Source organism: Dyella sp. (assembly GCF_035685805.1).
GTDB lineage: Bacteria > Pseudomonadota > Gammaproteobacteria > Xanthomonadales > Rhodanobacteraceae > Dyella_A.
The window spans coordinates 1-23,509 of sequence record NZ_DASSAB010000007.1 but is presented as its reverse complement, the minus strand read 5'-3'; the positions used below and the strand labels follow the sequence as shown (position 1 = coordinate 23,509).

At 67.7% G+C, this 23,509-nt stretch carries 21 protein-coding genes and 1 tRNA gene; 10 read left to right on the top strand and 12 right to left on the bottom strand.

All coding sequences use genetic code 11. The features are described 5' to 3' along the window. A partial coding sequence (gene mutS / locus VFG40_RS01415) for a DNA mismatch repair protein MutS (RefSeq protein ID WP_324894112.1) occupies positions 1-1,744 on the bottom strand: 1,744 nt, incomplete at its 3' end. 91 nt (positions 1,745-1,835) lie between these two features. Between mutS and VFG40_RS01410 the strand changes: the two genes are divergently transcribed. The 6 genes from VFG40_RS01410 to VFG40_RS01385 all read left to right on the top strand — a co-directional run bounded on the left by VFG40_RS01410 (position 1,836) and on the right by VFG40_RS01385 (position 7,420). After that, positions 1,836-2,345 (top strand): CinA family protein, encoded by a 510-nt coding sequence (locus VFG40_RS01410; protein WP_324894110.1) that lies wholly within the window; start codon positions 1,836-1,838, stop codon positions 2,343-2,345. Between the two features lie 164 nt (positions 2,346-2,509). After that, positions 2,510-3,550 (top strand): recombinase RecA, encoded by a 1,041-nt coding sequence (gene recA, locus VFG40_RS01405; protein ID WP_324894108.1) that lies wholly within the window; start codon positions 2,510-2,512, stop codon positions 3,548-3,550. Between the two features lie 29 nt (positions 3,551-3,579). After that, positions 3,580-4,068 (top strand): regulatory protein RecX, encoded by a 489-nt coding sequence (locus VFG40_RS01400; RefSeq protein ID WP_324894106.1) that lies wholly within the window; start codon positions 3,580-3,582, stop codon positions 4,066-4,068. Positions 4,069-4,151: 83 nt separating this feature from the next. Then, positions 4,152-6,788: an alanine--tRNA ligase gene (alaS, locus tag VFG40_RS01395; protein ID WP_324894104.1), complete on the top strand. Its 2,637-nt coding sequence runs from the start codon at positions 4,152-4,154 to the stop codon at positions 6,786-6,788. A 260-nt stretch (positions 6,789-7,048) separates the two neighbouring features. Next, positions 7,049-7,255 carry a carbon storage regulator CsrA gene (gene csrA, locus VFG40_RS01390; protein WP_324894102.1) on the top strand — a complete coding sequence of 69 codons (207 nt, stop codon included), beginning with the start codon at positions 7,049-7,051 and terminating at the stop codon, positions 7,253-7,255. Between the two features lie 72 nt (positions 7,256-7,327). Next, positions 7,328-7,420, top strand: a tRNA-Ser gene (locus VFG40_RS01385). Between the two features lie 394 nt (positions 7,421-7,814). On the opposite strand, the gene VFG40_RS01380 is transcribed toward VFG40_RS01385, so the two are convergent. The 7 genes from VFG40_RS01380 to VFG40_RS01350 form a co-directional block, all read right to left on the bottom strand. Further along, complete coding sequence (locus VFG40_RS01380; RefSeq protein WP_324894100.1) at positions 7,815-8,543, bottom strand: UDP-2,3-diacylglucosamine diphosphatase; 729 nt, start codon at positions 8,541-8,543, stop codon at positions 7,815-7,817. 3 nt (positions 8,544-8,546) lie between these two features. Continuing rightward, a complete protein-coding gene (locus VFG40_RS01375; protein ID WP_324894098.1) occupies positions 8,547-9,272 on the bottom strand; it encodes a peptidylprolyl isomerase in 726 nt (241 codons plus the stop codon). A 92-nt stretch (positions 9,273-9,364) separates the two neighbouring features. Then, positions 9,365-10,882 carry a Ppx/GppA phosphatase family protein gene (locus VFG40_RS01370; protein WP_324894096.1) on the bottom strand — a complete coding sequence of 506 codons (1,518 nt, stop codon included), beginning with the start codon at positions 10,880-10,882 and terminating at the stop codon, positions 9,365-9,367. A gap of 61 nt (positions 10,883-10,943) precedes the next feature. Continuing rightward, on the bottom strand, positions 10,944-13,055 hold the full coding sequence (gene ppk1 / locus VFG40_RS01365) for a polyphosphate kinase 1 (protein WP_324894094.1): 2,112 nt from the start codon (positions 13,053-13,055) through the stop codon (positions 10,944-10,946). A gap of 65 nt (positions 13,056-13,120) precedes the next feature. After that, the gene (gene phoR / locus VFG40_RS01360) at positions 13,121-14,392 is read right to left on the bottom strand and encodes a phosphate regulon sensor histidine kinase PhoR (protein ID WP_414649225.1); all 1,272 of its coding nucleotides are present in this window, start codon (positions 14,390-14,392) and stop codon (positions 13,121-13,123) included. An 80-nt stretch (positions 14,393-14,472) separates the two neighbouring features. Beyond that, positions 14,473-15,162, bottom strand: a complete 690-nt coding sequence (gene phoB, locus VFG40_RS01355) for a phosphate regulon transcriptional regulator PhoB (RefSeq protein ID WP_324894092.1) — start codon at positions 15,160-15,162, stop codon at positions 14,473-14,475. Between the two features lie 93 nt (positions 15,163-15,255). Beyond that, complete coding sequence (locus VFG40_RS01350; protein WP_324894090.1) at positions 15,256-16,893, bottom strand: M48 family metalloprotease; 1,638 nt, start codon at positions 16,891-16,893, stop codon at positions 15,256-15,258. A 144-nt stretch (positions 16,894-17,037) separates the two neighbouring features. Between VFG40_RS01350 and grxC the strand changes: the two genes are divergently transcribed. The 3 genes from grxC (at position 17,038) to VFG40_RS01335 (ending at position 18,857) form a co-directional block, all read left to right on the top strand. Then, entirely contained in the window at positions 17,038-17,301 is a 264-nt protein-coding gene (grxC, locus tag VFG40_RS01345) for a glutaredoxin 3 (RefSeq protein ID WP_324894088.1), read from the top strand. After that, positions 17,298-17,687, top strand: a complete 390-nt coding sequence (locus VFG40_RS01340) for a carboxymuconolactone decarboxylase family protein (RefSeq protein WP_324894086.1) — start codon at positions 17,298-17,300, stop codon at positions 17,685-17,687. The genes grxC and VFG40_RS01340 overlap by 4 nt, the downstream gene beginning before the upstream one ends. Positions 17,688-17,843: 156 nt before the next feature. Beyond that, a complete protein-coding gene (locus VFG40_RS01335) occupies positions 17,844-18,857 on the top strand; it encodes an isocitrate dehydrogenase (protein WP_324894084.1) in 1,014 nt (337 codons plus the stop codon). Positions 18,858-18,921: 64 nt separating this feature from the next. Here VFG40_RS01335 and VFG40_RS01330 read toward each other — a convergent pair whose 3' ends face one another. From VFG40_RS01330 to VFG40_RS01320, 3 genes are all read right to left on the bottom strand, one after another. Further along, on the bottom strand, positions 18,922-19,377 hold the full coding sequence (locus tag VFG40_RS01330) for a carboxymuconolactone decarboxylase family protein (protein WP_324894082.1): 456 nt from the start codon (positions 19,375-19,377) through the stop codon (positions 18,922-18,924). Between the two features lie 37 nt (positions 19,378-19,414). Continuing rightward, positions 19,415-20,317: an RNA polymerase sigma factor SigJ gene (gene sigJ / locus VFG40_RS01325; RefSeq protein WP_324894080.1), complete on the bottom strand. Its 903-nt coding sequence runs from the start codon at positions 20,315-20,317 to the stop codon at positions 19,415-19,417. Positions 20,318-20,379: 62 nt separating this feature from the next. After that, complete coding sequence (locus tag VFG40_RS01320; RefSeq protein ID WP_324894114.1) at positions 20,380-21,303, bottom strand: aspartyl/asparaginyl beta-hydroxylase domain-containing protein; 924 nt, start codon at positions 21,301-21,303, stop codon at positions 20,380-20,382. A gap of 495 nt (positions 21,304-21,798) precedes the next feature. On the opposite strand from VFG40_RS01320, the gene VFG40_RS01315 reads away from it, so the two are divergent. After that, the gene (locus VFG40_RS01315; RefSeq protein WP_324894078.1) at positions 21,799-22,107 is read left to right on the top strand and encodes a hypothetical protein; all 309 of its coding nucleotides are present in this window, start codon (positions 21,799-21,801) and stop codon (positions 22,105-22,107) included. A 117-nt stretch (positions 22,108-22,224) separates the two neighbouring features. Here VFG40_RS01315 and VFG40_RS01310 read toward each other — a convergent pair. After that, positions 22,225-23,509: PhoH family protein (locus tag VFG40_RS01310; protein ID WP_324894076.1), on the bottom strand; the 1,285-nt coding region annotated here is incomplete at its 5' end.

Sequence of the window (23,509 nt, the reverse complement as noted above, 5' to 3'; positions counted from 1 at the left end):
TGTGCAGCCCGGGGCCGTCACCGAGCACGGGTTGCGACCAGTCAAGCGACTGCGCGCGCTCGGCGAAACAGGCGAGCACGTCGAGTTCGGACAGCGCCGCCGCGCAGCGCTTGAGGGGTTCGAGGTCGCGGTTGAGCGTGTCGAGCAAGCCTTCGTACAGCAGCTTCTCGCGCGTGAGCGCGCGTTCGCGGGCCGACAGCACCTTGTCTTCGAACTGCTTGAGCTCTTCCGTGATGTAGCGCTCGGCGCCGGTCAGCGTTTGCCGGCGCGTGTAGTGGGTCGGCGCGCGCTCCGACTGGCCCTTGCTGATCTCGATGTAGTAGCCGTGCACGCGGTTGTAGCCGACCTTGAGCGTGGCGATGCCGCTGGCGGCTTTTTCGCGTTCTTCGAGCTCCACCAGGTACTGGTCGGCGTGGGTGGACAGGCGGCGCAGTTCATCGAGTTCGGCGTCGTAGCCGTCGGCGATCACCCCGCCATCGCGCTGCAGTGCCGGCGGCTGCGCCACTACGGCGGTGGTCAGCCAGTCGGCGGTGTCGGCGTGGTCGCCGATGCGCTCTACCAGGGCGTGCAACAGCGGGCTGTCCAGCGCGGCAATCTCGCCGCGCAGCTCGGGCGCCGCGGCGAGGCCGTCGCGCAGGGTGGAGAGATCGCGCGGGCGCGCGGACCGCAGGGCGACCCGCGCCAGGATCCGTTCGAGGTCTCCGATCCGGCGCAGCTGCTCGCGCAGGCTCGGGTGCCGGCGGCTGTCGATCAGCGTGCCGATCGCCTGGTGGCGCTGGCGCAAGACCTCGCGCGAGCGCAGCGGGCGGTTCAGCCAGCGGCGCAACAGCCGCGCGCCCATCGGGGTGACGGTTTCGTCCAGCACCCCGAGCAGGGTGTGCTCGGTGCGGCCGCTGGGATGGCTGTCCAGCTCCAGGTTGCGACGGGTGGCAGCGTCCAGCGCGATCGTCTCGCTGGCGCTTTCCACCGCCATGCCGGTGAGGTGCGGCAGCGCGCTTTTCTGGGTCTCCTCGACGTAGCCGAGCAGGCAGCCGGCGGCCGCGACCGCCAGCGGCAGCGTGTCCACGCCGAAGCCGCCGAGGTCGCGCGTGCCGAAAAAACGGTTCAGCTCGCGCCGTGCGGCATCGCTGTCGAAGTGCCACGGCGGCCGCTTGCGCAGGCCGGGCAGGGCGCCGACCAGCTTGGGCCAGGCGACGTTTTCGTCGATCAGCGTCTCGGCCGGCTGCAACCGCGCCAGCTCCGCCCCCAGCGCCTCGGCGCTCGGTACCTCGCTGAGCAGGAAACGCCCGCTGGACAGGTCGACCCAGGCCAGTCCGTAGGCGCTGCCCGGGCCGGCCGCGATCGCCAGCAGCAGATTGTCGCGGCGCTCCTCCAGCAGCGCGGCGTCGGTGACCGTGCCGGGGGTGACGATGCGCACCACCTTGCGCTCGACGATTCCCTTGGCCAGCGCCGGATCGCCGATCTGCTCGCAGATCGCCACCGACTCGCCCAGCTTCACCAGTCGCGCCAGGTAATTCTCCACCGCGTGGTAAGGCACGCCCGCCATCGGGATCGGGGCGCCCGCTGACGCGCCGCGCTGGGTCAGCGTGATGTCCAGCAGCCGTGCTGCCTTGCGGGCGTCGTCGTAGAACAGTTCGTAGAAGTCGCCCATGCGGAAAAACAGCAGCACATCCGGATGGCTCGCCTTGGCGCCGAGGTACTGGCGCATCAGCGGCGTGTGCTGGGAGAGGTCGTCGTGGCTCATGCGTGGGCGGGTCTTGGCTCGGTCGCGCGGAACAGGTAGAACGGAGGGCTTGGCGCCGCAGGGGCGCCGTGTTCAAGCCCGGGAGTCTCGCATGGAGTCGTCGTCCGTTCCTACCGATGCGCAGCTGCGCCAGCTGGCCGAGGACGTGGCTGCGCAGATGCTCGAGCGCAAGCTGATGCTGGTCACGGCCGAGTCGTGCACCGGCGGCTTCATCGCCAAGGTGCTGACCGACCTGCCGGGCAGTTCGGGCTGGTTCGATGCCGGCGTGGTGACCTACAGCTACGAGGCGAAAGAGGCGCTGCTGGGGGTGAATCCGCGCACGCTCGAGCGAACCGGGGCGGTGAGCGAGGAAACCGCGCTGGAAATGGTCTCCGGTGCCCTGGCGCGCTTCGGTGCCGGCGCCGCGGTGGCCGTGACGGGCATCGCCGGCCCCTCCGGCGGCACCGATGACAAGCCGGTCGGTACCGTGTGGATCGGCTGGAAGCGCCGCGGCGGCTACGCCCATGCGCGGGTGTTCCATTTTCACGGCGACCGCGATGCGATCCGGCGCCAGACGGTGGCCGCAGCGCTCGTGGGCATGCGCCATGAGCTGACAACCTGAACCGGCCTCGGCCCGCTTCCCGGCGTGCTGCCGCACCGCCCGGCGGGGCGGACATGGTGTGGGATACTTGGGATCTGCCCAATCGCAGCCGGTGAGATCACCCGGCGCCATGCTTGGCCGGTCGATAACCCTTCTATCTCTACAGCTACCGCAGGATTCCCACGATGGATGACAACAAGCGCAAGGCGCTCGCCTCGGCCCTCGGCCAGATCGAAAAGCAGTTCGGCAAGGGCGCCGTGATGCGCCTGGGCGACCGTGCCAACGAAGCCATCGAAACCGTCTCCACCGGTTCGCTTGGCCTGGACATCGCACTCGGCATCGGCGGCCTGCCGCGCGGCCGCATCGTGGAGATCTACGGTCCGGAATCTTCCGGCAAGACCACGCTCACGCTGCAGGCCATCGCCAGCTGCCAGCGCAATGGTGGCACCGCCGCGTTCGTCGACGCCGAGCACGCGCTGGACCCCTCCTACGCCGAGAAGCTGGGCGTCAATCTCGACGACCTGCTGATCTCCCAGCCGGACACCGGCGAGCAGGCGCTGGAAATCGCCGACATGCTGGTGCGTTCCAACGCGGTGGACATGGTGGTGGTCGACTCGGTCGCCGCGCTCACGCCCAAGGCCGAAATCGAGGGCGAGATGGGCGACTCGCACGTCGGCCTGCACGCCCGCCTGATGAGCCAGGCGCTGCGCAAGCTCACCGCCAACATCAAGAAGTCCGGCACGCTGGTGATCTTCATCAACCAGATCCGCATGAAGATCGGCGTGATGTTCGGCAGCCCCGAGACCACCACCGGCGGCAACGCGCTGAAGTTCTATGCGTCGGTGCGCCTGGATATCCGCCGCACCGGCGCGGTGAAGAAAGGCGACGAGGTGATCGGCTCGGAGACCCGCGTCAAGGTGGTCAAGAACAAGGTGGCGCCGCCGTTCCGCCAGGCCGAGTTCGAGATCCTCTACGGCGAGGGCACCTCGCGCGAGGGCGAGATCATCGAGCTGGGCGTGCGCGAGAACCTGATCGACAAGTCCGGCGCCTGGTACAGCTACAAGGGCGACCGCATCGGCCAGGGCAAGGAGAACGTGCGCCAGTTCCTGCGCGACAACCCGGCCATTGCCAACGAGGTGGATGCCGAGCTGCGTGCCCGTCTGCTGGTCAGCGCCAAGCCCGCGGCAGCGGCTTCCACCGAGGAAGCGGCTGAAGCCGACGCCTGATCGGCCCGGCAGGGACGGTCGTACAGGCAATGACGCGCCGGGACGACAACCACGAGCGGCCCAAGCCCAGCGCCTACGAGAAGGCGCTGGGCTTGCTCGCGCGACGCGAGCAGTCCCGGCGTGAACTGGGACGCAAGCTCGGGCAGAAGGGCTATGAACGAGACGAGGCCGATGCCGCGCTCGATCGGCTCGGCGAGCAGCGTTACCAGGACGACGAGCGCTTTGCCGGCATGCTGGTGCGCAACCGCGCCTCGCAGGGTTATGGCCCGGTGCGCATCCGGATGGAACTGAGGACGCACGGTGTGGACGACGCCACGGTGCGTCAGCTGCTGGAGGAAGTGGACACGGACTGGCATGCCAGTGCCGCAGCCCAGCTGCGTCGGCGCTATGGCGGCAAGCCCGCGAGCGACCACGCCGAGCGCGCCAAACGGGCGCAGTTCCTCTTGCGTCGCGGCTTTTCCGCCGCCACAGTACGTAGCGTTACCCACGCCGAAGTGGATGACGCTGACGACGACTGACATCACGGTTGACGCGGCGTCGCCGCGGCGTGGCCTTGTTTCAGCCATTGGAATCTTCGATGGCCCCATCGCCAGAAGCCCGCATGAAAACCGCCGAGATCCGTTCTGCCTTCCTCGACTTCTTCCGCGCCAAGGACCACGCGATCGTGCCGTCCGCCTCGCTGGTGCCCTCCAGCGACCCGACGCTGCTGTTCACCAATTCGGGCATGGTGCCGTTCAAGAACGTGTTCCTGGGCAGCGAAAAATTGCCCTACGTGCGCGCGGCGGACGTGCAGCGCTGCCTGCGCGCGGGCGGCAAGCACAACGATCTGGATGCGGTGGGCTATACCGCACGCCACCACACGTTTTTCGAGATGCTCGGCAACTGGTCGTTCGGCGACTACTTCAAGCGCGAGGCGATCGTGTGGGCATGGGAGCTCCTCACCGAGGTGTTCAAGCTGCCGGCGGACAAGCTTTGGGTGACGGTCTATCGGACCGATGACGAGGCCTACGACATCTGGAACAGGGAAGTCGGCGTGCCAGCCGAGCGCATCGTGCGCATCGGCGACAACAAGGGCGCGCCGTTCGCCTCGGACAACTTCTGGCAGATGGCCGACACCGGTCCGTGCGGGCCGTGTACCGAGATCTTCTACGATCACGGGGCGGATGTGGCCGGTGGTCCGCCGGGGTCGCCCGATGAGGATGGCGACCGCTACATCGAGATCTGGAACCTGGTGTTCATGCAGTTCGACCGCGCGCCCGACGGCACGCTGAGCCCGCTGCCGGCGCCATGCGTGGACACCGGCATGGGCCTTGAGCGCCTGGCCGCGGTGCTGCAGCACGTGCATTCGAACTACGAGATCGACCTGTTCGAGCACCTGATCCGCAAGGCCGGCGAGTTCACCGGTACGGCCGATCTCACTAACAAGTCGCTGCGCGTGATCGCCGATCACATCCGCGCCTGCTCGTTCCTGATCGTCGACGGCGTGCTGCCGTCCAACGAGGGGCGTGGCTACGTGCTGCGCCGGATCATCCGTCGCGCCCTGCGCCACGGCTGGATGCTCGGTGTGCGCGGCGATTTCTTCTGGAAGATGGTCGCGCCGCTCGTCGTGGAGATGGGCGAGGCCTATCCCGAGCTCGCGGCGCGGCAGTCGCTGATCGAGGATGCCTTGCGCACCGAAGAGCAGCGTTTCGGCGAGACGCTGGAACACGGCATGCGCGTGTTCGACGAAGTGGCCGGCAAGGCCGGCAAGACCATCCCGGGCGCAGACGCGTTTCGCCTCTACGACACCTACGGCTTCCCGGTGGACCTCACCGCCGACATCGCCCGCGAGCGCGGCATGGAGGTGGACATGGCCGGCTTCGAGCAGGCGATGACCGAGCAGCGCGAGCGAGCGCGGGCCGCGGGTAAATTCGAGGCCAAGGGCCTGATGCCGGCGGATCTGGCCAGCCAGCTGCAGCCGACCCGGTTCTTGGGCTACGAAGCGCTTTCGACCGAGGGCGCGAACGTGGTCGGCATCGTGCGTGGCGGTAAGCAGTTCGATCAGCTTGCCCCTGGCGAGGACGGCCTGGTGATCCTCGACCGCACGCCCTTCTATGCCGAGTCGGGCGGGCAGGTCGGGGATACCGGCATGCTCGACGCCCCGGCCGGGCGGTTCGACGTATCCGACACGCTCAAGATGGGTGGGGTGTTTTTCGGCCATGCCGGTACCTGGAACGGTTCGCAGCCGCTGCGCCGTGGCGACGCGGTGGCTGCCCGCGTGGACCAGGCGCGCCGCCAGGCGACCGTGCTCAATCATTCCGCCACGCACCTGCTGCACGCGGCGCTGCGCAACGTGCTGGGTGATCACGTGGCGCAGAAGGGATCGCTGGTGGCGCCGGAGCGGCTGCGTTTCGACTTTGCCCACTTCAAGCCGATGAGCCGCGACGAGCTGGCCGAGGTGGAGGCGCTGGTCAACGCCGAGGTGCGTCGCAATGCACCGGCCGAGATCCACGACATGGGCTACGACGAGGCGATTGCGTTCGGTGCCATGGCCCTGTTCGGCGAAAAGTATGGCGACCGCGTGCGCGTGCTGCGCATGGGCGATTTCTCCACCGAGCTGTGCGGTGGCACGCACGTGGGGCGCACCGGCGACATCGGCCTGTTCAAGATCGTCAGCGAAGCGGGCGTCGCTTCGGGCGTGCGCCGCATCGAGGCGGTCACCGGTCGCGGCGCTCTGGCTTACATCAATGACGAGGAGCGGCGCCTGGGCGAGCTGTCGCAGCTGCTCTCGGGGCACGGCGACGAAGTGGTCGACAAGCTCCGCCAGCTGTTCGAGCGCCAGAAGAAGCTCGAGCGCGAGCTGGAATCGCTGCGCGCCAAGGCGGCCGGTTCGGCCACCGCCGATCTCGCCGGTTCGGCCCAGCTGGTGGACGGTATCAAGGTGGTCGCGGCGCGGATCGAGGGGCTGGACGCGAAGGCGCTGCGCGACAGCGTGGACCAGCTCAAGCAGCAGCTCGTCGATTGCGTGGTGCTGCTGGCCGGCGCCACCGACGGCCGCGCCTCGCTGGTCGCCGGTGTGCACGGCAGCGCGCTGGGACGGATCAAGGCGGGCGAGGTAGTCGCACACGTCGCTGCACAGATCGAGGGCAAGGGGGGCGGCCGCCCCGACATGGCGCAAGGCGGTGGCAACGACGCTCCGCAACTGCCGGCCTTGCTGGGCGATCTGCCGCGCTGGATCGGGGAGCGCCTGCGCGGCTGAACCGCGCGGCGCGGCGCGCGGACCTAGACCAGAGACTGATTGCGCGCCTGTGACACGCTCGGCTAGTATCAGTGGATTGTCGGTTTCGCTTGTTGCAGTGCTGCCGACCACCGGAGCAGGCAGCTCAATGCGCCGGTTGAAGCCGGGGAAGGCGGAAGGGCCTTCGGCGGATGTTGTCGTCGAACTGTGTGGACGGACTCAGGGGTGAGGTCTCGTTCGACAGCTGGCCTGTAACCACACCATGTTATGGAGTAGCAATCATGTTGATTCTGACCCGCCGGGTCGGTGAAACCCTGATGATCGGTGACGAGGTGACCGTTACCGTTCTGGGCGTCAAGGGCAACCAGGTGCGCATCGGCATCAATGCGCCCAAGAACGTTGCGGTGCATCGCGAAGAGATCTACCAACGCATCAAGGGTGAGAACGAGCCCGGTGATGCGGTTCCTGGCGATAACACTGCCGAATAATCACCAAACGCTTTACCTCGACCACGCCGGTCAGTATCCTTGCCGGCTCCGCAGTAATGCGGACATGTACACGGAGAGATGCCCGAGAGGCCGAAGGGGCTCCCCTGCTAAGGGAGTATAGGGTCAAAAGCCTTATCGAGGGTTCGAATCCCTCTCTCTCCGCCAGATACGCAAAACGCCCCCTCGCGGGGCGTTTTGCGTATCTGGTTCAGGCATTCAGGCGGGTGACCCTGGCAACGCTGAAGCGTCGCGTGGACGACGAGGCCGGATGGGCAGCGGGCAGGTCACGTCCCGCTTTTTTCTTGCAGTCACCTTGCAGACCGTGCTCGACCGCTCGCGCCGTGACGCAAACGGATGCGTTCGCTGAACAGTCATGCCAGCAAAGCTGCGGCTGATCGGTGTGCCCGGCGCTGGGGGAGACGCCACGGCCGCTTTCAACTCGCCCTGCGATCCCTCGAGTCCTGCGCTTGAGCCACGCCATGAGCGGCGAGTGTGAGACGGATCCTGCGGAGCGAAGGCAGCGTGATCGCTCGTGCCCGCCGTGATTCGGGTGCTGGCCTCAGCCGGCGGACAGGCCTGCGAGCTCGCTGCCCTCGGGCGTGACACGCAGAACCGAACCGTGCTCGTACCAGTCACCCAGCACGATGCGCTCCGCAGCACGGCCATCGAGGTCGAAGTGATGGATGGCCGGGCGGTGCGTGTGCCCGTGGATCAGACGGGTGACGCCGGCTTCGCGCATCGTGGTAGCTACCGCCTGCTGGTTGACGTCCATGATGGCCTCGCCGGTGGTGCCGGTATGCGCGCGGCTGTCCTCGCGGGCCTTCGCAGCGAAGGCCCGGCGCGCCGGCAACGGCATGGCGAGTATCTGAGCCTGCCACTGCGGTTGGCGCACCTGCTGGCGCACGGCCTGGTACGCGACATCGTCGGTGCACAGCACGTCGCCATGCATGAGCAGGGTGGGGCGGCCGTACAGCGCATGGACGGTGCCGTCCTCGAGCAGGGTCAGCCCCGCCCGCGCGGCATACGCGGACCCCAGCAGAAAATCGCGATTGCCGGCCATGAAATACACCGGCACGTCCGCTTCGCTCAGCGAGCGAGTCGCCTGGGCGATGCGTGCCGGCAGCGCGGCGTCGTCGTCGTCGCCGATCCACGCGTCGACCAGGTCGCCCAGGATGTACACCGCGTCAGCGGAACGCACCTCGTCGCTGGCCAGCAAGCGCTCGAACAACGCGGTGATGTGCGGACGACCGTCGTCCAGATGCAGGTCCGAGATGAAGATCGTTGCCACGGGTCAGGGTTTCCTGGCGGCCGGGCGCGCTCCGGGCTTGCTGGCGGGCGCCGCGGGCCCGGGCGACGAGCCGGCGGGTGCCGGCTGGTTGCTTGCGGCGGAGGCCGGGGCCTGTTCGCCGATGACCTCGGCGCTCTCGATCACCACCAACGGGTTGGGCACGTCTCCGGCGAACGGGCCGAGTGCACGGGTGGGCAGGGCGGCGATCTTGTCGACCACCTCCATGCCCTTGATGACCTTGCCGAACACGGCATAGCCCCAGGTGAGTCCGCTCTGGCTGCCGACGAAGTCGAGCCGGCGGTTGTCGACCAGGTTGAAGAAGAACTGCGAGGTGCCGGAGCTGGGATCGGCGCCGCGTGCCACCGCGATGGTGCCACGCAGGTTGGAAAGCCCGTTGTCGGCCTCGCTGGCGATCGCCGGCCGGGTGCGCTTGGGCTGCAGGTTTCGCGTGTACAGCCCGCCTTGCACGAGGTAGCCGGGGATCGCGCGATGCAGCACGGTGCCGCCGTAGAAGCCGCTTCGCACGTACTGCAGGAAGTTCGCCACGCTCTTGGGCGACTTGTCCGGATAGAGCTCCAGCGTGATGTCGCCCTGGGAGGTTTGCAGCACCACCTGTGGCGGCGCAGCGGCCGGCTCGGCGTTGTCCTTGGTGGCATCCGCGGCGCGTTGCGCGATGGACAGCGCCGGCAGCGTCAGCAGCATGAAAGAGAGCAGGGCGGCTTTGAACATGGGACTCGTGCGTGCAGGTGATCGTTCGATGATACGCGGCCGCGCCGTCTGAAGCCTGTTCGGGGCTGAACCGGCGGTCGGTTTCCGCCAGGCTAGACGGCGCTCAGCGCGAGCGCGAAGCCGAGGTCGGACATCGGCGAGCGCTCCTGCTCGAGGTCCGCCTCGGTCAGCGGGTGCTGCTCCAGCCAGGCCGCCGGAAGCGCCAGCCGCAGGCGCTGACGCGTGGCCGCCAGACGCATCGGCGGCAGCGACTCGGCGCGGCGGGCGCGGCGAAACAGTACGGCCAGCCGCAGCAGTGCGGTGATCTGGCGGGCGAGCAGTCGATACCGTTGCGGCAGGGCGGAGATCAGTGCCTTGTCCGGTTTGCGACGGTGCAGTTCCACGATCGCCGCGAGCAACTGCTGCTCCTGGCGCGAGAAGCCCGCCAGGTCGGCGTGGCGCAGGATATACGCGCCGTGCCGGTGATGCTGGCTGTGCGCAATGGCGAGGCCGATCTCGTGCACCCGGGCGGCCCACGACAGCCATTCGCGGCTTTCCCCGTCGAGTTTCCAGTAACGGGCGATCTGGTCGAACAGCATCAGCGCCGTCGACTCCACCCGGCGCGCCTGCGCCCGGTCCACGCCGTAGCGGGTGGCAAGGGCGTCGATGCTGGCGGTGCGCGGATCACTGCCGCCGGCGCGCCCGAGCATGTCCCACAGCAGACCCTCGCGCATCGAGCTCTCGCACACACGCATGCGTTCGATGCCCAGTGCGGCGAAGGCGGCCTCGAAGATCACCACGCCGCCGGCGATCACCGACGCGCGATCCTCGGCCAGCCCGGGCAGCTTGATCGCGCTTATCTGCCCCTGTTCAAGCAGCGCATCGCGCAGGCCCGCCAGCGACGCGGGGGTGATCGCGTCTTCGGCGAGTTTCATCGCCTGCACCACCGAACCGATCGCCTTGGCCGTGCCGGACGACCCGAACGCATCCTGCCAGCCGGCTTCGCGGTAGTCCTCCTCGAACTGCTGCAGCAGCAGGCCGATTTCGCCGCGCGCCTTCTGCCAGCGCTTGCGGTTGAGCTTGCCGCCGGGAAAGAAGCGCAGCGTCGAGGCGATGCAGCCCACCTGCACACTTTCGGTGTGCAGCGGCGCCACCCCGCGCCCGATGATGAACTCGGTGCTGCCGCCGCCCACGTCGATGACCAGCCGTGGTTCGCGCGAGGCGGGCAGGTCGTGGGCCGCGCCGAGAAAGATCAGGCGCCCTTCTTCGCGCCCGGAGACGATTTCCACCGGGTGCCCCAGCGCGCTCTCGGCGGCGCTGAGGAACGACTGCGGCGAGGCCAGTCGACGCACCGTGTTGGTCGCCACCGCACGCACGTGCAGCGAAGGCAGCCCGGACAGCCGCTGGCCGAACCGCTTGAGGCAGTTCAGCGCGCGCGCCCGATGTTCCGCATCGAGCGTGCCGTCGCTGCGCAGGCCTGCGGCCATGCGCACCGTGTCGCGCAGGCGGTCGATCACCCGGGGCTCGCCGTGTTCGACCCGGGCGACCACCATATGGAAGCTGTTGGAGCCAAGGTCGACCGCGGCGACCAGCTCGCCGTCGCGGATCTGGACCTGGTCGCCGGCGCTCATGCCCACCGTCCGGCGAGAGACTGTTGCTGCAGGCATGAAGCAAGGCGCATGGGGAACGTTCTCATGGTGTGGGCGCTGCCGGGCAGAGCTTGGCCAGCAGGGTCTGCTGCGCGTTGTGGGGAGCGCTGGTGCCGGGCGTGGCCCGCGTGTAGCGTCCGTCGCTACCCAGCAGCCAGGCCTGGGTATTGTCGGCCAGCGTGTTCGCCAGGGTCTCTTCGAACACCCGGGCGGCCAGTTCCGGATCGAGTATCGGGAACGCCACTTCGATGCGCCGCATCAGGTTGCGCTCCATCCAGTCGGCGCTGGCGCAGTAGAGCTCGGGCGCGTCGTCGTTGGCGAACCAGTACACGCGGCTGTGTTCGAGGAATCGTCCGACGATGGAGCGCACCCGGATGTGGTCGGAAATCCCGGGCAGCCCCGGGCGCAGCGTGCAGGCGCCACGCACGATCAGGTCGATCTCCACGCCCGCCTGCGAGGCGCGGTAAAGCGCTTCGATCACGTGCGACTCGTTCAGCGCGTTGAGCTTGGCGACGATGCGCGCGCGCTTTCCCGCCAGGGCGTGTTCGGTCTCGCGCTCGATCTTCGCCACCACGCTCTTGTACAGCGTGAAAGGCGAATGCAGCAGGCGCTTGAGGCTGATGGTCGGGCCAAGCCCCGACAGTTGCTGGAAAATCTTGTGCAGGTCCTCGCCGATTTCCTCGTTGGCCGTCATCAGCCCGATGTCGGTGTAGAGGCGGCTGTTCGCCTGGTGGTAGTTGCCGGTGGACAGGTGCACATAGCGCCGCAGAGCAGCACCTTCGCGCCGCACGATCAGCATCATCTTGGCGTGGGTCTTGAACCCGACCACACCGTAGACCACCTGCACCCCGGCCTCCTGCAGGCGCGTGGCCAGCCGGATGTTGGCCTCTTCATCAAAGCGCGCGCGCAGTTCGATGACCACCGTCACGTCCTTGCCGTTGCGCGCCGCGTCCACCAGCAGGTCGACCAGCGGCGTGTCCTCGCCTGCCCGGTACAGCGTCTGCTTGATCGCCAGCACGTTGGGGTCCTGGGTGGCCTGGCGCAGCAGGTCGACCACGGCGGCGAAGCTCTCGTAGGGGTGGTGCAGCAGCACGTCGCGCTGGGCGATCACCTCGAACTTGTTGCGGCTCGCCTCCATCTGCGCGGGGATGCGCGCGGTGAAGCGGGGGAACTTCAGGTCGGGGCGGTCCAGCCAGTCGTAGATCAGGCCGGCGCGGATGATGTTGACCGGCCCATCGCAACGATAGACGTCCGCCTCATCGAGCTGGAAGTTCTCCACCAGCATGCGGGTGATCGCCTTGGGGCAATCGGTGCCGATCTGCAGTCGCACCGGCCGGGCATAGCCACGGCCGACCAGTTCTTCGGTGAGGGCGCGGGCGAGGTTTTCCACCTCGGCTTCTTCCACCATCAGCTCGCTGTTGCGGGTGACCCGGAACTGGTGCGATCCCAGCACCTTGAAGCCGGGGAACATCAGGTCCACGAAGGCGTGCAGCAACTCTGCCAGGAACACGAAGTGCTCGCCGGGCCCGCTGACCTCCGCCGGCACGCGGATGATCCGCGGCAGCGACCGCGGCGCGCGCACCAGCGCCATGTGCCCCTCGTTGCCGAACGCGTCGCGACCCTTGAGCACCACCGCGATGTTCAGCGTCTTGTTGAGGATCCGCGGGAACGGGTGCACCGGGTCCAGCCCCAGCGGCGAGAGCACCGGCAGCACTTCATGCTCGAAATAGCCCTGCAGCCAGCGATGCTGCCGCTCGCCCCAGCGCTGGCGCGGCAGGATGTGGATGCCCTCGCCGGCCAGCCGGGGGCTGATGTCGTCCTGCCAGGTGGCGTACTGCTCGGACACCAGGTCCAGCACCCGCGTGCGGATGCGCGCGAGCAGCTCGCCGGAGCCGATGCCGTCGGGTCCGGGTGCGGCCGAGCCATAGCTGTGGTGATGCTTGAGCATGGCCACGCGAACCTCGAAGAACTCGTCGAGGTTGTTGGCCACGATGCTCAGGTAGCGCAGCCGTTCCAGCAATGGCACGGCGGTGTCGCGGGCCATCGCCAGCACCCGGAAATTGAATTCCAGCGCCGCCAGCTCGCGGCTGAAAAAGAGATCGGGCGAACCCACCTGGCCAGCGGCAGGGGGCGGAGACAGGGGAGGACGGCGCATCCGCGCATTCTGGCGCATGTGACGGGCGTGCACACCCCGCGCGGCGATGCCGGACGGGCGATCGCTCAGCTCTCGTCGCTGCCGGCCGGTCCGAGCAGGCGCTCGCGCCCGAAATGGCACGAAAACGTGGACCCCTGGCCGGGCGTGCTCTCGATCTGCAGCCGCGCCTGGTGGAGGTTGAGCACGTGCTTGACGATCGACAGCCCCAGGCCAGTGCCGCCGCTGTCGCGCGATCGGCTCGAGGACACCCGGTAAAACCGTTCGGTCAGTCGCGCCAGGTGGCTGGCGGGGATGCCGAAGCCGGTGTCGGTTACCGAGTAGACGGCGCCGTCGCCGCTGCGCTGCCAGCGGATGGTGATGTGCCCGCCGACCGGGGTGTAGCGCACGGCGTTGCTGACCAGATTGGAGAGCGCGCTGTGCAGGTCTTTGGGCGAACCGAGCAGATCGGCCTCGGCCGTGGATTCGAGCGTGATCTGGTGACGTCCCTGGCTGAGCGCTTCGGCCTCCTTGCGCAGGGTCGCCAGCAGGGCGGCCATGCCGACCCGCTCGTCGGCAACGTGCTCCTGCGTCTCCAGCCGCGAGAGCGTCAGCAGGTCTTCCACGATCTGACCCATGCGCTTGGACTGCGCGCGCATCTCGCCGAGCACCGGAGCCAGTTCGGGTACGTCTTCGGGATCGAGCAGCTCGAGGTAGCCATGGATCACCGTCAACGGCGTGCGCAGCTCATGCGACACGTTGGCCACGAAATCCCGCCGCACCTGTTCCAGCCGGGTCAGGTCGCTGATGTCGCGCGCCAGCAGCAGCCGCTGGCGTCGCCCGAATGGGAGCAGGGTGACGTTGAGGTGCCGGTCCGGTCGCCCGGGTGCGGCGATGTCGTTGAGCGGCTCGTGTGCGCCCTCGTGCAGCCAGCCAGCCAGTTCCGAGGCGTGCAGCCGCTCGTGCAGGTCGGCCCCGCGATCGTGTGGCCGGCGCAGGCCGAGCAGGTCTTCCGCGGCGTGGTTGAACCAGCGCACGTGCTGTTCGTTGTCGAGCAGCACCACGGCGTCGGGGAGGTTCCCCGCGGCGCTTCGCAGGTCGCGCAGGCTCGAGGCAATGCGGCGGGTTCGCGTCATGAAACGGTCATGCGTGGCGGGCGCTGGTGCGGCAGTTGCGGTCATCATGGTCGCCTGCCCATGACGGATCCAAGACAGCAGCAAGACGATTTGCGCCACGGCGATGACAGACACACCGAGCCAGCTGTCGTCGAACAACGCGCGACCAGCCAGCGCACCGGCGGCGAGTGCCGCGGCGAGCAGGGGGACGAGGAGCGACAGGCGCGGCAGGCGGAACGTGCTCACGGAAGGGCGGCCCGGGCGTTATGGCAGGCCGGCAGCATCGACAAAAGCGGCAGTCGGCGCAAGCGCCGCGCGTGGCCGACTCAGAGGCTGGCGGAAAAGCGGTAACCCGAGCCGCGCACGGTCTGCACCATGTCGTCGAGCTTCCACGGCTCCAGCGTCTTGCGCAGGCGCCGGATGTGCACGTCGACCGTGCGCTCCTCCACATAGACGCTGCCGCCCCAGACATGATCGAGCAGTTGCGCGCGCGAGTAGACGCGTTCCGGGTGGGTCATGAAGAAGTACAGCAGCCGGTATTCGGTCGGGCCGATCGTCACCGGTTCGTCGCCGGCGAACACGCGGTGCGCGGGTCCGTCGATGCGCAGGCCGCCCAGCTCGACCATGCCCGAACCGTCATCGCCCTGGCTGCGCCGCAGCACCGCCTTGATCCGGGCGATCAGCTCGCGGGTGGAGAAAGGCTTGATCACGTAGTCGTCGACACCGGCCTCCAGGCCGTTCACGCGATCCATTTCCTCGCCGCGGGCGGTCAGCATGATGATCGGGATTTCCCGGCTGAGCTCTTCCTTGCGCAGGCGCCGGGCCAGTTCCAGGCCGCTGGTGCCGGGCAGCATCCAGTCGAGCAGGATCAGGTCCGGCACCTGCTCGGCGATGGACAGCTGCGCGGCGCGGGCGTCGGCGGCCTGGCTCGCTTCCATGCCGGCCTTGCGCAGCGCGAACGCCACCATGTCGCGAATCGAGGCTTCGTCTTCAACGATGAGGATGCGCTTGTGCACGCTTGCATTCGCCCGGGGTTATGTGACGGAGGGATTGCAGCGTGATTATGTTACCTGCCGATGACAGCCGCGCCACAGGCCGGTTGCCGCCGCTCAGCGCGTGCCGCGATCGGGGTTGTCCTCGGTCTGCACCTTGCGTTTGCGCAGTTCCAGCACCAGTGGCGTGAGCTCGGCGATGCGGGCCTGGATGCGCGCGCGGGCGTAGTAGTCGAGGTCGTCACGCTTGAGCAGTCGCTTGAGCTGTTCGAGCGCGTCGAACGGGCGGCCGGAAAGGTAACTGGCGTCCGCGTAGGCCTCGCCGGCACGGGCGCTGTCGCCGGCACGCTCGCTGGCGCGCGCGTAGGTGCGGAAGATGTCCGGGTCTTCGCTGGTGTCCAGCGCCGGGCGCAGCAACGTGGCGGCCCGTGCGGCATCGCCCTGGCTGGCCTCGCCCTGGCTGGCCCCGGCTTGGATCAGCGCCTTGGCATAGGCCAGGGTGACGGCAGGGTTGCGCGGCGAGTCGCTGTTCGCATCGGCGTAGATCGCCAGGGCTGCGGCGCGGTGCCCGGCCTGCAACTGCGCATCGGCCATCGCCAGGCGCAGTACCAGGTTGTCCGGGTGGCTCGCGAGCAGGGGCTGGAGCACGCCAATGGCCTTGTCGCCGCGGCCACTGCGTGACAGGGCGAGGGCGTAGCCATAGCGGTTGGCCAGCGTGTCGAACTCGCGTCGCGGCAGGTTCGCCGAGTAATAGCTGGAGAGCTTCAGCGCGTCGCCGGCAAGCACGCGCACGCGCTCGCGCATCAGTGCATAGGTGTCCATCGCCGGCGCATTGCCGGCGGCGGTGACCAGGGTGGTGGGGTCCTTCACGAACGCAATCGGCGCGGTGGCGCGCGCCCACTGGCCGGCGTCGAGGGTGGTGCCGGCGGGTCGTTGCTTCTGCATCGCCGCCAGCGCACCGGCGCGCGCCTTGGCATCGCTGATGCGCAAGGTGGTGACGGGGTGATCCTGCAGCAGTGACGGCACGTCATTGCCGCCGGAGCCGGCCCGCAGCGTGTCGGCCATGCGCTCGAAGAACGCGGCCATCGCATGGGGGTCGAAGTCGGCCTTGGCCAGGGTCTGGATGCCGACGCGGTCCGCCTCGGTCTCGTCCTTGCGGGTGAAGTTGATCTGCTTTTGCAGAATCGCGCCCTGGCCGCCCATCAGGATCGCCCCGGCCGCATCGCCCGCGTGTGCCCCGGCCCCCGCCGCAATCGCCCCCAGCAGCACGAGGGCCATCAGCGGCGCGTCCTTCTTGGATGCCTCGAACGCGCGCTGCAGGTGGTTCTGCGTGATGTGGCCAATCTCGTGTGCGATCACGCCGGCCAGCTCGCTCTCGCTGCGGGTGATGGTGATCAGGCCGGAATTGACTGCGATATAGCCGCCCGGAGCGGCGAAGGCATTGATTTCGGGGTCCTTCACGATAAAGAACGCGAAGTGGTCCTTGGGCTTGTCGCAGGCGGCGACCAGCCGGTAGCCGAGGTGGTTGATGTAGTCGTCCAGCAGCGGGTCGTCGACTACCATGTCCAGCGCGCGCATCTGCCGCAGCATCGCGCCGCCGTAGTTCTCGGCCTCCTGGTCGGAGATGAGTGCGTTGGCCGAGCTGCCCAGATCCGGCAACCGCAGATCGTCCTGCGCGCTGGCGGCAAGGCACAGCCCGGCGCTGATCAGCGCGGTGCACAGCCGGGTGATAATGCGTCGTGGTGCCTTGAGCATAGGCCGCGGACAATACCACCGCGGCCGCTGCCCACGGGCGGCAAGCCGGTACCGCGCTGGCTGCGGTTCACCTGGGCCGCTTGCGCGAGCCGCCCCGCAGCCCCATTTATCGACATCAATTCGCAGAATATCCGGAGCAAGATCATGCCCAAGATCGAGGTCTATTCCACCGCCGTATGTCCATACTGCGTCTCGGCCAAGAGCCTGCTCAAGTCCAAAGGGCTGGAGTGGACCGAAGTGCGCATCGACACCGACCCCGCGCAGCGCGACGCCATGCTGGCCCGCAGCGGCGGCCGCCGCACGGTGCCGCAGATCTTCATCAACGACCATCACGTGGGCGGCTTCGACGACCTCGTGGCGGCCGATCGCAGCGGCAAGCTGGCCAGCTTGCTGGAGGCCGGCGCATGAGCGCGGAGAACGATCGCCTCGCGGAGTTCACCGCGTTCCGCAAGCGCATGAACGAGCGCATCCTGGCCGAAGACAACCAGGTGGTGCGGCGGTTCTTCGCACTGGACACGCAGACCTACAAGGCCGGCGTGCTGGACGTGAAGACCAAGGAACTGCTCGGCCTGGTGGCCTCGATGGTGTTGCGCTGCGACGACTGCATCAGCTACCACGTGGCGCAGTGCAAGGAAGCCGGCGTGACGCGCGAGGAGTTTTTCGAAACCTTCAGCGTGGGTCTGGTGGTGGGAGGCTCTATCGTGATCCCGCACCTGCGCCGGGCGGTGGATTTTCTCGATCAGCTCGAGGGCGGCCAGGGTGAGGCGGCCGAAGGCTGCGCCGATCACGGCTGAGCGTGCAGCTTTTTGAAATGCTCCATCCGAGCATTTGCATCGTTGGCGGCGGGCTTTGCCATGGCCGCTGCGGCGGGCATAAGCGATAATGGTGCGGTTGTGAGGCCCGGATATCCCCGTCCCGGCCTCCGCTGACGCACCCCAAGGAGCATCCCCATGAGCAAGACCATTGCCGTGATCCCCGGCGACGGCATCGGCCCGGAAATCATGACCGCCACGCTGCGCGTGCTCGACGCGCTCGATTGCGGCCTCGACTACGACTTTGCCGATGCCGGCATGGTGGCGCTCGACAAGCACGGCGACCTGCTGCCCAAGGAAACGCTGGACAAGATCGCCCAGCACAAGGTGGCGCTGAAGGGCCCGCTGACCACGCCGATCGGCGGTGGCTTCACCTCGATCAACGTCACCCTGCGTCGCCATTTCGACCTCTACGCCAACGTGCGCCCGGCGATCAGCTTCCCGGGCACCAAGTCGCGTTACGAGAACATCGACATCATCACCGTGCGCGAGAACACCGAGGGTGCGTACCTGGCCGAGGGCCAGACGCTGTCCGAGGATGGCGAGGTCGCCCAGTCGATCATCCGCAACACGCGCAAGGGCAGCACCCGCATCGTGCGCTACGCGTTCGAGATGGCGGTGAAGAAGGGCCGCAAGAAGATCACGGCCGTGCACAAGGCCAACATCCTCAAGACCAGCACCGGCCTGTTCCTCAACGTGGCGCGCGAGATCGCCAAGGAATACCCGCAGATCGAGTTCAACGAGATGATCGTGGACAACACCTGCATGCAGCTCGTGATGCGCCCCGAGCAGTTCGACGTGATTGTCACCACCAACCTGTTCGGCGACATCATCTCCGACCTCTGCGCCGGCCTGGTGGGCGGCCTGGGTCTTGCCCCGGGCGACAACATCGGCGAGCACGCGGCGATCTTCGAGGCGGTGCACGGCTCGGCGCCGGACATCGCCGGCAAGGGCATCGCCAATCCGTGCGCGTTGCTGCTGGCGGCGGCCGACATGCTCGACCACCTGGGTCAGGTGGAGAAGGGCACCCGGCTGCGCCAGGCGATCCGCGACACCATGACCCACGACCGCGACAGCGTGACGCCGGACCTGGGGGGCAAGGGCAGCACCGAGAGTTTCGGTGAGGCGATCGCGAAGCGCGTCAAAGGCTGAGGCGAATCTTGCGAGCAGATGAAAAAGCCGCGACTCACCGTCGCGGCTTTTTTATTGCGGCAGTTCAGTGCGCAGCGGGCGTGTAGCTGCCAGGGGCGCTCTGGAACGGGATCGCAATGCGATTCCAGGCGTTGATCAGGATCACCGCCATGGTGAGGTCACCCAGCTCTTTGGCGCTGAACTGGGCGCTTGCCATGGCGTAGACCTCGTCGCTGACACCGTGCGCGTCCAGCCGCGTTACTGCTTCGCACCAGGCCAGGGCGGCGCGCTCGCGGTCGTTGTAGAACGGTGCTTCCCGCCACGCCTGCAGCACGTAAAGTCGCTGCTCGGTTTCGCCGGCGGCACGTGCGTCCTTGCTGTGCATGTCCAGGCAATAGGCGCAGCCATTGAGCTGGGATGCGCGCATCAAGACCAGTTCGATCAGTGCCGGTTCCAGACTGCTCGCATGGACGTACTTGTGCAGGGCGAACAGCGGTTTGATCGCTTCCGAGACGGGGGCGGAGGATTGACGGGATGACATGGGGAACTCCTTGCGTGAGTGCGGCCGGGGCGGCCGTTCAGTGCAAGGACGCAGGCCCCGTGGATTTCGTGACAGCTGCCAGCCGGGCCAGCTTGCCGGGGTGACGCAGCGCGTGGATCGCGCGGATGCCGGTGGCGTCGTCGTCTATCCAGCTGGCAGATATCAGGGTGTCGCCTTGCCAGCTGAGTAGGGCGGGAGTGCCGTTGAGTTGGTGGATCTCGTGGCGCACATCCTGGCCCCGCTGATGGACGGCGATCTGCATATACAGGCGGGCCAGGCGATCCGCTCCGTGCAGTGGATGCAAGGTCGCGGTGACCAGGCCGCCGCCGTCGGAAACGTGCACCGCATCTTCGGCGAAAAGCGCGCGCAGCGTGTCCAGGTCGGGCTGTCGCAGTGCCTCGGCGAAACGCTCCAGCAGGCGGTACTGGCGGTTGGCGTCCGGCGCGCTCCGGCCGGGACGCGCCTCGCGCAGGCGCTGTCTTGCCCGATGCACCCGCTGCCGACAGGCGTCCTCACCGATGCCCAGCATCACCGCCGTCTCGGCATGGCTGTAGTCGAACACCTCGCGCAGAAGGAAGGCGGCGCGTTCGTCGGGGCTTAGCCGTTCGAGCAGCAAGAGAAAGCTGAGGGTCAGGCTCTCGGCGCGCTCCAGTTGCGCCTCGGGCTGGTCGGCGTCGGCTATCCACGGTTCGGGTAGCCAAGGGCCGCTGTAGTGTTCGCGCTCGGTCCGTGCGCGGCGCAGTCGGTCAAGCGCGAGGCGGGTGGTGACGGTGACCAGCCAGGCCTCGGGGTCGTCCAGCGCATCGAGGTTCTGCGCGTGCCAGCGCAACCAGGCGTCATGGAGCACGTCCTCGGCGTCGCTGGGCGTGCCGAGCATGCGATAAGCCAGGCCGAACAGGCGCTGGCGGTGCTGCTGGAACAGAGCGGTTTGCGCGTCCATCGGGCGTTCCTTTGACAGGTGGCGCTACCAGGACGTGTGGGCCGCGCGCAACGTGACAGCCCTCAGCCCAGGAACGGCCACGGCGCCAGGAAGACCAGCCAGATCAACACCAGCATGCCGGCGTACTTGATCGCGCGAAACAGCTTCGGATGCTTCTTCTTGAACGCCCGGTTTCGATCGCGGCTGCGCTGGTTGAGCGCGAATACGCGATTGACGAAGCCGGTCTTCTCCTCGGACGACTCGGTGTTCGGGGAGGCGGTGATCTTGCCCATGAACGCGCCGACACGGTGGTTGATCGCGCGCATCCAGCGTGTTCGCAACGGGCGCTCCACGTCGGCGAACAGGATCACGCGGGTCTGGTCGGTCTTGTTCTCGGCCCAGTGCACATAGGTTTCGTCGAACACCACATCCTTGCCGTCGCCCCAGGCGTGCATCTGCCCGTCGACGAAGATGCGGCAGTCGTCCGAGTTGGGTGTGATCAGGCCGAGGTGATACCGCAGCGAGCCGGCAAAGGGGTCGCGGTGGGGGTTGAGCCTCGAACCCGGGGGCAGCAGCGCGAACATCGCCGCCTTGACGCTGGGGATGCTGTTGAGCAGCTTCACCGTCTGCGGGCACAGCGTTTCGGCCGAGGCCAGCGGTTCGCCGTACCACTTCAGATAGAAGCGCTTCCAGCCCTGCTTGAAGAAGCTGTTGAAGCTGGCGTCGTTGTGCTTTTCGGCGGCCCGGATATGGCCCTCGTCGAACAGCTGCATCGCCTCGGTGCGGATCGCCTGCCAGTTCGCCTGCAGCAGGTCCAGCTGGGGAAAGCCGCGGCGGTCGAGGATCGGCCGCGCAGGCACGGCCGAGAAGGCGTACATCAGCAGGTTGTACGGCGCGAACACGGCGGAGTGATCCACCAGCTGACGGTCGAAACGCAGGCGCGCGCGGCCACGCAGGTGCACCAGCAGCACACAGAGGGCGAAGGCCAGCAAAACATACAACACGATGAGGCGCGGGCTGAGCAGGTTCATGGCAACCAGGAAATCGGGGGGCTGACCTGCGAAGCATACGCTGCAACAGGGTTGCCGGCCTTGGGCGAGCGCAATGGCCCGGCGCTCGTGCAAAGGTTCCGGACCGGTTGGAAGCCGTGTCGCTTTTGCGTCGTACCTCCTCTTCCGGCCAGCACCGCGTGGGGGCGGTGGTCACAGATGGCGGTTCACCATCTAATCGGCACTCGAGCTTCCAGGACCAATCGGGGCCGCCACGGCGCCGCCTGAGGCGGTTCGAACGGCCCGGCGCGCTGCCTGTGCGGCCGCAACATGGGCGGGCTATGATCTGCGCTGGCACAGGTCGCAGGCACCCGTTTCCCTGGAGGCGCAAGCCACGGCCTCGGCGCCGCAGCGACTGCCGTCCGGGCGGCAGGAGGGTTTGGGTCGCCGAAGTGACACGTTGCTCCGGCACATTGCCAGGGAGGGTCGGTCCATTCGTCGACGGGGAAACTCATGCACGTGCTGCCTTTGCTTGCTGGTTTGGCGATTCTTGCCTTGGCGTTCTACTGGCAACACCGGCGCGTCCGCGCCATGACCGCCGAGTGGGCCGCGGCCCACGGGTATCGTATTCTCGACATCCGGCTGGCGTGGTTCCTGCCACTACGGATGTGGCTGACTACCAGCGACGCCCAGGTCGTGGTGCGGGTGAAAATCTATGACGAGAGGTCCCGGCGCGTTCGCAGCGGCTGGCTGCGGCTCGGCGCCTACTGGCGTGGCTTGGCCGATGGGGACTCGGCCCAGGTGCGCTGGGAAGACGGATAGCACCCGCGCAGGCGACTCGCGGCGTGCCGAAGCGGGCGAAGTGCGTGGGTCGCACCGCGATGACTCGGTTTCTCCAACGGCGACCGGTGCCACAGCAAACGCCGGTCGCCGTTGGCGTCAGAGTGCCTCGGAGGCGAAATCGGCCAGGCGTGAGCGTTCGCCCCGGCGCAAAGTAATGTGTGCCGAATGCGCCCAATGCTTGAAACGGTCCACCGCATAGGTGAGGCCGGAGGTGGTCTCGGTGAGGTAGGGCGTGTCGATCTGCTCCACGTTGCCCAGGCAGACGATCTTGGTGCCAGGGCCGGCGCGGGTGATCAGTGTCTTCATCTGCTTGGGGCTGAGGTTCTGCGCCTCGTCGATGATCAGGTAGCGCGAAAGGAAGGTGCGCCCGCGCATGAAGTTGAGCGAGCGGATCTTGATCCGCGAGGCGAGCAGGTCGTTGGTGGCCTGGCGACCCCAGCTGCCGCCTTCCTCCGGATTGGCCAGCACTTCGAGGTTGTCGGTGAGGGCGCCCATCCAGGGCGTCATCTTTTCTTCCTCGGTGCCGGGCAGGAAGCCGATGTCCTCGCCCACGCTGACCGTGGCGCGGGTCATGATGATCTCGGTGTAGCGGCGGTCGTCGAGCACCTGCGTCAGGCCCGAGGCCAGCGCCATCAGGGTCTTGCCGGTGCCGGCGGTGCCGGTCAGCGTGACGAAGTCGACGTCCGGGTCCATCAGCAGGTTCATCGCGAAGTTCTGCTCGCGGTTGCGGGTGTTCACGCCCCACACCGCGTTCTTGACCGAGCCGTAGTCCTTCAAGGTCTTGAGCACCGCGGTCTTGTCGCGGATCTCGGTCACCCGCGCATACATGCTGGGCTCGCCGGGCGCCTCGAAATACACGAACTGGTTGATGTAGAGGTTGGGCACGATCGGGCCGCTGATGCGGTAGAAGGTGCTGCTGCCGCTCTGCCAGCTCTCGACCGTCTTGCTCTGGCGCGTCCAGAAGTCGGCCGGCAGGGCCAGCGAGCCGGCGTAGAGCAGGTCGCCGTCCTCGAGGGTCTTGTCGTTCTGGTAGTCGTCGGCGGCCAGCCCGAGGGCGCGTGCCTTGACGCGCATGTTGATGTCCTTCGACACCAGCACCACTTCCTGCTTCGGCCGGCCGTGGGCGTCCTCGGCATAGAGGTCGCGCAGCGCCTGCACCACGCCCAGGATCTGGTTGTCGGCCTTGCCCTGCGGCAGGCTGGTCGGCAGCGTGTAGTCGAGCGGCGCGGTCTGGAAGAACAGCTTGCCGCCGGCCTCGCGGTGGCCGGTGCCGTTCAGCGGGATCCCTTCGGTGCGGCCGCTGCCGTCGCGCCGCGGCAGGTCGGCGGCGAGCGCGTCGAGGTCGCGGCTCACCTGGCGCGCGTTGCGCGCGACCTCGGTC

Coding starts and splice junctions, on each gene's coding strand:
- sigJ (WP_324894080.1), bottom strand. CDS start 20,317: ATGGACGCGCAAACCGCTCTGTTCCAGCAGCACCGCCAGCGCCTGTTC.
- grxC (WP_324894088.1), top strand. CDS start 17,038: ATGCCCAAGATCGAGGTCTATTCCACCGCCGTATGTCCATACTGCGTC.
- VFG40_RS01335 (WP_324894084.1), top strand. CDS start 17,844: ATGAGCAAGACCATTGCCGTGATCCCCGGCGACGGCATCGGCCCGGAA.
- VFG40_RS01330 (WP_324894082.1), bottom strand. CDS start 19,377: ATGTCATCCCGTCAATCCTCCGCCCCCGTCTCGGAAGCGATCAAACCG.
- VFG40_RS01315 (WP_324894078.1), top strand. CDS start 21,799: ATGCACGTGCTGCCTTTGCTTGCTGGTTTGGCGATTCTTGCCTTGGCG.
- VFG40_RS01350 (WP_324894090.1), bottom strand. CDS start 16,893: ATGCTCAAGGCACCACGACGCATTATCACCCGGCTGTGCACCGCGCTG.
- csrA (WP_324894102.1), top strand. CDS start 7,049: ATGTTGATTCTGACCCGCCGGGTCGGTGAAACCCTGATGATCGGTGAC.
- VFG40_RS01410 (WP_324894110.1), top strand. CDS start 1,836: ATGGAGTCGTCGTCCGTTCCTACCGATGCGCAGCTGCGCCAGCTGGCC.
- ppk1 (WP_324894094.1), bottom strand. CDS start 13,055: ATGCGCCGTCCTCCCCTGTCTCCGCCCCCTGCCGCTGGCCAGGTGGGT.
- VFG40_RS01375 (WP_324894098.1), bottom strand. CDS start 9,272: ATGTTCAAAGCCGCCCTGCTCTCTTTCATGCTGCTGACGCTGCCGGCG.
- VFG40_RS01370 (WP_324894096.1), bottom strand. CDS start 10,882: ATGAGCGCCGGCGACCAGGTCCAGATCCGCGACGGCGAGCTGGTCGCC.
- recA (WP_324894108.1), top strand. CDS start 2,510: ATGGATGACAACAAGCGCAAGGCGCTCGCCTCGGCCCTCGGCCAGATC.
- VFG40_RS01400 (WP_324894106.1), top strand. CDS start 3,580: ATGACGCGCCGGGACGACAACCACGAGCGGCCCAAGCCCAGCGCCTAC.
- VFG40_RS01340 (WP_324894086.1), top strand. CDS start 17,298: ATGAGCGCGGAGAACGATCGCCTCGCGGAGTTCACCGCGTTCCGCAAG.
- alaS (WP_324894104.1), top strand. CDS start 4,152: ATGAAAACCGCCGAGATCCGTTCTGCCTTCCTCGACTTCTTCCGCGCC.